Raw genomic sequence first — 8,674 nt, 5'->3', positions numbered from 1 at the left:
CTTCGTGCTCTCAATGACAACTACTCCCCACTAGTCGGTAACTGATTTCTCAGTCCAACTAATGGGGAGCAGTTCATTAGGTGCCGGGGCTTTTCTGCTGGAAAAGGCGAGCCTGGTTTGGGGTGACCAAAAGGCTAGCAATGTGACCCGTGACATGCGACGTTTGGGCATAAGTGCAGGTTAGATTTTGCCGTTTTTCTATTTCCAATTACTTGGCTGAAGTGCGTCGATTTTCTATATTGTGACCGTTTTTCATCACCGGTACGGTTTTCGTGTGAGCACGGCAGTGGCCGCAAAGGAGAAGGCGAGAAGCCCTTTACCTTCAGCTCTGGGCATCGCGCCACACCATCTATCTACACTTCATTTTCTAAAGGATCATCATGGATAACCTGTGCAATATCTGCGAACTGATTTCCTCCTTGCCAGCACCGGCTCCGCTGCCGGTACCTGAGTTCAACGTGAACTTCCCGGAGGGCCCACTGGTTCAGGTCGACTCTCTGTTCCCGAACTTCCACTCTCTGACTGAGGGCGGCAACCTGGGTCTGCAGAATGTCGGTGGCGATCAGGACAACGCTCTGCAGAACGTCGGTGGCAACCAGGGTCTCCAGAACGCTGGCGGCGACCAGCTGAACGGTGGCGACCAGATTGGCGGCGACAAGCTGGACAAGGGCGACAAGGTCGGCGGCGACCAGGTTAACGACAAGGGCCAGATCGGTGAGCGTCAGTCCGGTTTCCAGACCGGTGGCCAGGATCAGAGTCTGCAGAACGTCGGTGGCGACCAGGGCCTGCAGAACGGTGGCCAGGAGCAGGGTCTCCAGACCGGCGGTAAGAACCAGAATGGTCTCCAGACCGGCGGCCAAGAGCAGGGCATGCAGACCGGTGGTAAGAACCAGGGTGGCCTCCAGACTGGCGGCCAGGAGCAGGGTGCCCAGACCGGCGGCAACAACCAGGGTGGCCTGCTGGCCGAGGACGGTGCGGGTGACAACCTGCCAGTCGACCTGGACCTCACCGGTGCAAAGGCTATCTAAGGCCGTTTAAGCTGACTTAGGCACTGCACTACAATGACACTGCGCAGCTATTAGCTCTCGCGGCAGTTAATGCGTAACAGCGCACGAGCGCCTTCTCACTCCTTGTGGAGTGGGGAGGCGCTTTTTTGCGTTTATAGCTGGCGACGTTGGGTCGATCCGAGTTACTGACTACGTTTATGACAAAAATGGCCCGAAAAATGGCTTGAAACTGTCATAAACTCGCACAGTTTCACATTTGCAGCCCTCTATTCAGGCGTGATTTACATAACGTGATCTGCTGGAATGTCTTGAATCGGATCCACTTTTGTCTATTAACTGCGGATGGAGAGGGCTGGGGCAGAGAGGCGATTATTTATGCAGCCGTAATTAACGCACAATTATGTGGCTTATTAAATGCGTCTAGGAGGTGTTTTTGCAAATGGCTCAGAGGTGTCATTATTGCGTTCGGAAAATTATTGGGGTGCATTTTCATTAGGTGGGGGTGGGGTGTCGGCTGTGCCTTATCTCACAATTATAAGAATCGTGACATGGGAGACATTTCAACCCGAATTAATGGGTGGAGATTTATTGAAAAATCTTCATATCTGCAGGTAATGGGGGTTTATCTGGGCTGAATGGCTAGGCGTCGTAGAGGAAGGTGGAATGTTGGTATTTGTCTGGTATCCATATGGCTACCCCAGAAAAAATATGCAAACAACAATTATTGGCATTGAAATAAAAGGAAATAGGGGTGCCAATTAAATGGCCTAACAAACATAAAATGTATTTGTTATATTCGGGGACGGCCAACGCTATAAATGAGAATTAGAAGGCGATGTCAACTGGGCTACCTGTGATGGGGGCTGGAGACGCTTATGCGTGGTCATTGATTGTTCATTGAAGGCTGGAAAGGTAGCGAAAGGTGTATAACGCACTGAAATCGAAGGAAGGGGGAGGGCTCATGTTCGGTCGTTTTACAAACGAGAAGCGCTGGTTGGCGCTTTTTAGCTTCATGGCTGTGCTCGCTCTTTTCTTCGCTAAATCTCCAATAATTGCGCATGCGCAGGATGCAGAAGACACTGGCGAAACCCTGACAATCCAGAAGATTTTGAGTGTTCCTGGAACCGTTAAGGGTGTTGAAGCCAATGGAAATGTCCGTGATTTTGGGCCACTCATTGCGGCATTTGACGAGGCTGCAACTCCATTTGGTAGCCACAAAATGGGTTACTGCATTGAGGCCAGCGTCGCCGGTGATCTTTATGACACCGGTCGTGTGCAGAACTTCAGTCAGTTCTCGCGCAGTACAGATACCAATAACAAGCTGCGGAACGACTTTGACCGATACCGGAAGCTCAACTGGATTGCGCACCACGGTTCTCCAGCTGTTGGTTTGGATGAACTGGGGAAGGCAGCTGGAGTTAAAGGACGTCTGAATGTGCTGGACGCCAATAACGCAACTCAGTTCGCTCTGTGGCACTTCTCCGATGACATTGACTTCTCCCAGGGCATTCACAACCCATCGACGAAGGCTGTCTACGACTACCTCACTGGTCCGGCTAACGTCGGTCAGGGCACTGTCGACGGTACGAACCGCACTGGCTACATTTTCAACAATGGTAAGAAACAAGACATCATTGTGATTGACAATGTCACTCCGTCTTCCGGTGAAGTTCCGGCAGAGCCGACGAAGCCAACCGAGCCGGAAAAGCCGACTGAGCCGGAGAAGCCGACTACTCCGACCACGCCTGCGGAGACCACGACTCCGTCCGAGTCGACCAAGCCGTCTGAGCCAGAAAAGCCGAAGACGCGTAAGCCGTCGATCTCCACGCAGGCTCGCCTGAACGGCAACAAGATTGTTGCGGGCGCTGTGGTTAAGGACATCGTGAAGTTCACCGACCTTGTTCCGGGTAAGAACTACCGCCTGGACGCCACCCTGGTGGACAAGATCAATGCTGATCGCATCCTGGGTACCGGCAGCGTCGAATTCACTCCGGAGACCTCTTCGGGTGAGCAGGCCGTCATGATTACCGTCTCCGATGATGTAGATGAGCCGGTATCCGCTGCTGTTGCATTTGAAAAGCTGACCTCGACAGAGGTCACCGCCGATGGCCAGGACAACACCGATGGTCAGCGGGTAGAAATCGCTACCCACGAGGACATCAACGACGCAGCTCAGACCGTTCACGGCGAAAAGCCGGAGCAGCCGTCGACCTCCGAAGAGACCCCGACGAGCGAAGAGACGACCGAGGAGACGACCGAAGAAACAACGGAGCCGTCGTCCAGCGAGACCGCTACTTCTGAGACCAGTGAGTCTGAGACTCCGACGACGTCGGAAAGCGAAGAGCAGCCGAGCTCTTCGACGACTACTCCTAACACCTCCGAGTCCACGAAGCCGGCCGCTCCGACGGAACCGACCGAGCCGACTGACAGCACTGAGTCGCAGACCACGGAGCCGAGCGAGCCGACTGAGACTACCGAACCGTCCAAGCCGAGCGAGCCCGCTGATACGCCGCTGGAGCCGGAGCTACGCACGGTAGCTGAGCTTCAGGGCAACCGCATTGAGGCTAATGCCAAGGTTGTCGACACCGTACATTTCGAGGGCCTGGTGCCTGGTAAGAACTACACCCTCTCCGGTGAACTTGTTAATAAGGCTGATGGCTCTGTGATTGGTCATGGCGAGGCGACGTTCAAGCCGACGTCGGCAAGCGGTACTGTGACTGTCACTCTTGAGGTGTCTGACTCTGTTAAGACTCCTGTTGCTGAGGCTGTAGTGTTCGAGCACCTGACCTCTGATGAGGTTGACTCGACTGGTAAGGAAAGCGCTGGTCAGGTCAATGAGATCGCTGACCACGCAGATATCAACGACGCTAGCCAGACCGTGACCGGCGAGGTTCCGGAGAAGCCGGAAGACACTCCGACTGAGGAAAGCGAAACTCCGTCCGAGGAGACGACCGCACCGGAGACCAGCTCGACTGAGCCGACCACGTCCACGGTTCCGGCAACGCCGAGCGACGATGAGCCGTCCGAGCAGCCGGAGACGACACAGCCGGAAAAGCCGTCTGAGACGACAACTCCGTCTACGTCCGAGTCCGCTCAGCCGGAAAAGCCGTCCAAGCCGACCAAGCCTGCCCAGCCAGAGAAGCCGAGCAAGCCGACCAAGCCTGCCCAGCCAGAGAAGCCGAGCAAGCCGAGCAAGCCCGCTCAGCCAGAGAAGCCGAGCAAGCCGACTAAGCCCGCTCAGCCGGAAAAGCCGAGCAAGCCGACTAAGCCCGCTCAGCCGGAAAAGCCGAGCAAGCCGAACCACCCGAGCACCCCAGCGCAGTCTGAGGACAACCCAGCCATCACGACTACTGCCGGTATTGCCGGCAAGGCTCAGGTTGAGAAGGGCGCTGTCGTCATCGACACCGTGCACTTCACTGGCCTGAAGCCGGGCACGAAGTACACCCTGACCGGTGAGCTGATGTGCAAGGAGACGGGCAAGTCCACTGGCGCTAGGAGCCGCCTGCACTTTGTGCCGACGGCATCCGCAGGCACGGTTGATGTTCCGATCATCATCACTGATGCCGACTGCGCTTCTCAGGTTGTCTTCGAGACGCTGACCGATGCCAATGGCAAGGAAGTTGCTGTTCACAAGGACATCAACTCTGCGGAGCAGACTGTCACGAATGGCAAGACCCCAGAGAACACGCCCGCTGAGCAGTCCAAGGGTGAGGGCGAGCAGAATACGCCTAACGACGATTCCTCCGCACCCACCAGCGATGCTGCCACCCCGAACACTGTGATTAATCAGCATTCGGAGCAGTACAACACCAACGTCACTGTCATTGGTGGCACTGGCCAGGACAAGCAGAAGAACCATGGAAAGCCGTTGGCTCCGAACTCGGAACGACGTGCAATTAGTTCGGTTCCGTCTGGCCCGACCGGTTTGGCTACTCACGCTCTGCCGACGGTAGCTACGAACTAAGGAGATTCCATGACTGATCAGTTTGGCTCGGACGAGGCCGGACAGGAACCTGGAAACGCACCAGGTTACGAACCGGGCATCGAACCGGAAACCGATACCGGCGCACTCGACCACGTTGATGCGTTTGACCAGGACGAAGACCAGGCCGACGGCCATGTCGAAGACCTGCAGGACGTGCCGTGGTGGAAGCAGCCAAGGATGTATATCGCCGCTATCGCATTAATCGGCGTTATCGCTCTGCTGGTTATTGGCCAACTGAACCGCAATGATTCGGCGCTCGAAGGTGCGCAGGAGAATCTGCCCACTCCAGCACAGGGTTCTCGGGGAGCTGTGCACGAGATGGAGATGCTCATTGATGGTAAGTCGGCTCCGATTGATTTCGTTCAGCTGACTGATCAGGGATCTCTGATTCCGCCGACGGATGTTTCACGCCTTGGCTGGTACTCAGCTTCCGCGATTCCCGGTGAGGAAGGTGCTGCTGGTTCGTCCGTCATCACCGGCCACGTCAATGAGGTGGACCAGGGTGATGGCTACGCTGCACGTTTCGCTGACCTGAGGGCTGGAGACACTGTCACGGTGAAGGTGGATGGCGAAAGCCGCGACTTCACCGTCAGCCACGATCCGATTCAGGTGGTCAAGGGCGCTCGGATGCCCGAGGCCGTCAACGATGCAGTTGGTGAGAACCGCTTGGTTCTCATTACCTGCGGAGGCGAGTTCGTCGGCGGCACGTTGGGATACGCAGACAACATCATCGTCGAGGCCACCCCGGTGCGCTAATCCAGTGCGCTAGGGCGCGGCTCTCAATTCATTGACCAATTCCATTGGCTGTGGTTGTTTGGCGCCGTCGAACAACGGCGGTGCCGCTAACCACAGAAAACACAGATAACCACAGAACAAATCTGCAGAAACACTGCAGAAACACTGAAGATAAGGAAGGTACCTATGAGCATGTTGAAGAAAATCGGTGTCTGGGGTGTGGGCGCACTTGTGCTTGCCGCTCCGGTTGCTACTGCCGCACAGGCGGTAGCTGCACCTGCAAACTCTGCTGACACCGCAGTTGTCGCCCCGGGCAAGGGCGGATTCCTCCACTCGGGCAAGCTGGCCGTCAACCGCTACGTCTTCGAGCTTGAGCATCGCGATGGCAAGGACTACGTCAACATCACTTTCACCGGTGACCACAGCGCTGACGTGCAGATCATGCCGGATGGTATGACTCCCGAGGGCAAGAAGAAGGTCGATCAGATTGGTGACGTCCTCAAGCTCAACGGCTACAACGATGTTCATTACTGGGCGGTTCTCTAAACGTCTTAACTGACGCGGTAGGGCGCCCCGTGTCGCTTACTGTCTTTGTGTTTTTACAGGTCCTAGCACAGGGCGGTGCGTCGCGGGGCGGTTTGCTGCAAACGGCTTTTGCTTTCGCTTGACGACGTTGTCGTGGCAACAAATTCGAGAAGGTTGATAAGTCCCCATTTTCCTGGGATGTACTGGGGGGATGACGGTTTCCCATGGAGGTAATCGGCATGGGTCATTTGGCTGCCCCCGGTTGTGGGGGGTGGGTGGATTCTGCGGGGATTCGAGAATGTTTTGGTCTGATTGGAAAAAGTCGTTGTGACCTCTATAAAAGCGATACCAATCTTCGATAATTCTTACTTTTGTATAAGTTTTCCGTGCGTTCCGGCTTGGCGGCGTGTTTGCGTCGAGTGTTGGCTAAGCGCTGAACAGGTTAAGTTATTTATAAGCGGTTCACTGAGCGTTGTTAACCGAACGAGCAATGGGCCTGAGCTGGAATGTTTATAAATATAAACATAAAAGTTCATGATGCTTAAGCTTAGAAGGTTAGGCGGACTGGTCTTTCCTTTAAGGGAACTCTCAGTTTTGTGCGGTCGGGGAATATCAATGTCGCCGTCTGAAGTGAATCGCGAGACGTATTGAAGCGTGTCGCTTCATTTTGGACTTCTGTAAAGGACCTGTTTTCGTGAATAAGTTCTCTCGTACCGCTCGTTCGGTAACCTTCGCTGCCATCGTGGGTCTGTCGATGGGCGTCTCCGCCCCGGCTGCAATCGCTCAGGACACTGCCGTCAACCAGGCTGCCGGCGACTCCCCACTGGTGAATAAGGGCGCCAAGGGCTCGCTCACCATTCACAAGTTCGGTAACCCGACCGGCGAAGGACATCCCTCTGGTACCGAAGCTGACGTCAAGGATGTTGAGGCCAACGGTGGCCAGAAGCTTGAAGGTGTCGGCTTCACTGTTTACAAGATCAACAAGACTGCAGACGGCGCTACCGACATTGATGTCACCACCAACGAGGGTCTGCTGGCTGCTTCGAAGCTGAAGGCATCTGACTTCTCTCAGGGCGCAGCTCTTAAGGGCGACCTTCCTGCGGGGGTCCTGCAGAAGGTCGCAGACGGCAAGACTGACGCAGACGGCAAGTGGAACGTTGGCACGGATTTGCCTCTCGGTGCTTACCTGGTTGTTGAGACTTCCCCGAAGGAAGGCTACGACCCAGCTGTTCCGTTCATCGCTTTCGTTCCGATGACCAGCAATGGCAAGGTCGGCGCCGAGACTCAGGGCACCACCTGGAACTACGACGTTCACGCATTCCCGAAGAACTACAAGGACGAAGAGCCGGACAAGACCGTCAAGGACAAGGACCAGAACGCAGGCGACAAAAACCTGGTCTACACCGTCACAGGTACTGCTCGCCAGCTGAAGCCGAACACGGAGCGCACCCAGTTCCAGATCACTGACCAGATTGACCCGAAGCTGGAAATCACCGACGTGAAGGTGACGGTCGCTGGCCAGGAGATCCAGCCGACGCAGGATGTTGATGGGAAGTTCTTCGAGGGCAACAAGGTCGACGTCGACCTGAAACCAGAAGTTGCAAAGACTCTCAATGCTGGTGACAAGGTCGTCGTTACCATCACCACCAAGCTGAAGCCGCAGTTCGAGAACGCTACCGACATCGCACCGAACACCGGTTTGGTCTTCCAGAACAACCCAGACGGTACCGAGAACGACACTCCGAAGAAGACTCCGGAGGTCAAGACCTACTGGGGCGGCCTGCAGTTCAAGAAGGTCGATGGCGACCGCAAGGGTCTGGAAGGCGCTGAGTTCCAGATTGTCCGTCAGGAGGCTGGCAAGCAGTGCTCCGAGATTGACACCAAGAAGAAGGACTCCTGGACTCCGGTAAACGGTCAGCAGGGTGGCGAGGTTAAGACCACCTTCGTCTCCGACCAGGACGGTACCGTCAAGATCACTGGTCTCCACGTCAACGACTTCGAAGACAACGCTGTGGTTGAAAACGACAAGCAGTCCCACTACTGCCTGATTGAGACCAAGGCTCCGAAGGGCAAGGAGCTGCTGCCGGAGGCTCTCGAGTTCAAGCTGGTTGCTACCTCGACTGACCCGGAGCGCGTCTACGAGCTGGCTTCCGTCCAGGTCGGCGCTAACGAGGGTGAGGTTGTTAACTCCGACGACACCACCCCGAACCTGCCGATGACCGGTGGCGCCGGTGTTGGCATCCTGGCTGCTATCGGTGCAGCTATCGTAGCAGCTGGTGCATGGTTCGCCCGCCGCGGTTCCAAGAACTAAACCCGAGTAAAGGCTCGGTCACTGGAGCGCTGTAGCTCCAGTGTTGCGGGAATAGCGTGCGTTCAACAGCGCACGCCATTCCTGTAGTTTGCGCATCACTGAAATTACTGT

The 8,674-nt window shown here is 55.7% G+C and carries 5 protein-coding genes; all 5 read left to right on the top strand.

Going from position 1 to position 8,674, the window contains the following annotated elements:
• The first annotated feature begins 380 nt into the window (after positions 1 to 380).
• The 5 genes from QP981_RS01460 (at position 381) to QP981_RS01440 (ending at position 8,563) form a co-directional block, all read left to right on the top strand.
• Positions 381 to 1,028 (top strand): hypothetical protein, encoded by a 648-nt coding sequence (locus QP981_RS01460; RefSeq protein ID WP_070603613.1) that lies wholly within the window; start codon positions 381 to 383, stop codon positions 1,026 to 1,028.
• Positions 1,029 to 1,968: 940 nt separating this feature from the next.
• Positions 1,969 to 4,971 carry a VaFE repeat-containing surface-anchored protein gene (locus QP981_RS01455; protein ID WP_284857314.1) on the top strand — a complete coding sequence of 1,001 codons (3,003 nt, stop codon included), beginning with the start codon at positions 1,969 to 1,971 and terminating at the stop codon, positions 4,969 to 4,971.
• A 9-nt stretch (positions 4,972 to 4,980) separates the two neighbouring features.
• Positions 4,981 to 5,748 (top strand): class F sortase, encoded by a 768-nt coding sequence (locus QP981_RS01450; protein WP_038627376.1) that lies wholly within the window; start codon positions 4,981 to 4,983, stop codon positions 5,746 to 5,748.
• 165 nt (positions 5,749 to 5,913) lie between these two features.
• Positions 5,914 to 6,273: a hypothetical protein gene (locus QP981_RS01445; RefSeq protein ID WP_005511660.1), complete on the top strand. Its 360-nt coding sequence runs from the start codon at positions 5,914 to 5,916 to the stop codon at positions 6,271 to 6,273.
• Positions 6,274 to 6,946: 673 nt separating this feature from the next.
• Positions 6,947 to 8,563 carry a SpaH/EbpB family LPXTG-anchored major pilin gene (locus QP981_RS01440; protein ID WP_049181743.1) on the top strand — a complete coding sequence of 539 codons (1,617 nt, stop codon included), beginning with the start codon at positions 6,947 to 6,949 and terminating at the stop codon, positions 8,561 to 8,563.
• The last annotated feature ends 111 nt before the right edge of the window (positions 8,564 to 8,674 follow it).

It is taken from the genome of Corynebacterium sp. MSK047, from assembly GCF_030232285.1.
GTDB lineage: Bacteria > Actinomycetota > Actinomycetes > Mycobacteriales > Mycobacteriaceae > Corynebacterium > Corynebacterium jeikeium_D.
Note: the sequence above shows the minus strand (reverse complement) of the source record. Positions and strands in the feature narration are given on the sequence as shown.

Bases quoted from the DNA above. Each gene is read 5' to 3' on its own strand.
- QP981_RS01455 (WP_284857314.1), top strand. From the start codon at position 1,969: ATGTTCGGTCGTTTTACAAACGAGAAGCGCTGGTTGGCGCTTTTTAGC.
- QP981_RS01445 (WP_005511660.1), top strand. From the start codon at position 5,914: ATGAGCATGTTGAAGAAAATCGGTGTCTGGGGTGTGGGCGCACTTGTG.
- QP981_RS01460 (WP_070603613.1), top strand. From the start codon at position 381: ATGGATAACCTGTGCAATATCTGCGAACTGATTTCCTCCTTGCCAGCA.
- QP981_RS01450 (WP_038627376.1), top strand. From the start codon at position 4,981: ATGACTGATCAGTTTGGCTCGGACGAGGCCGGACAGGAACCTGGAAAC.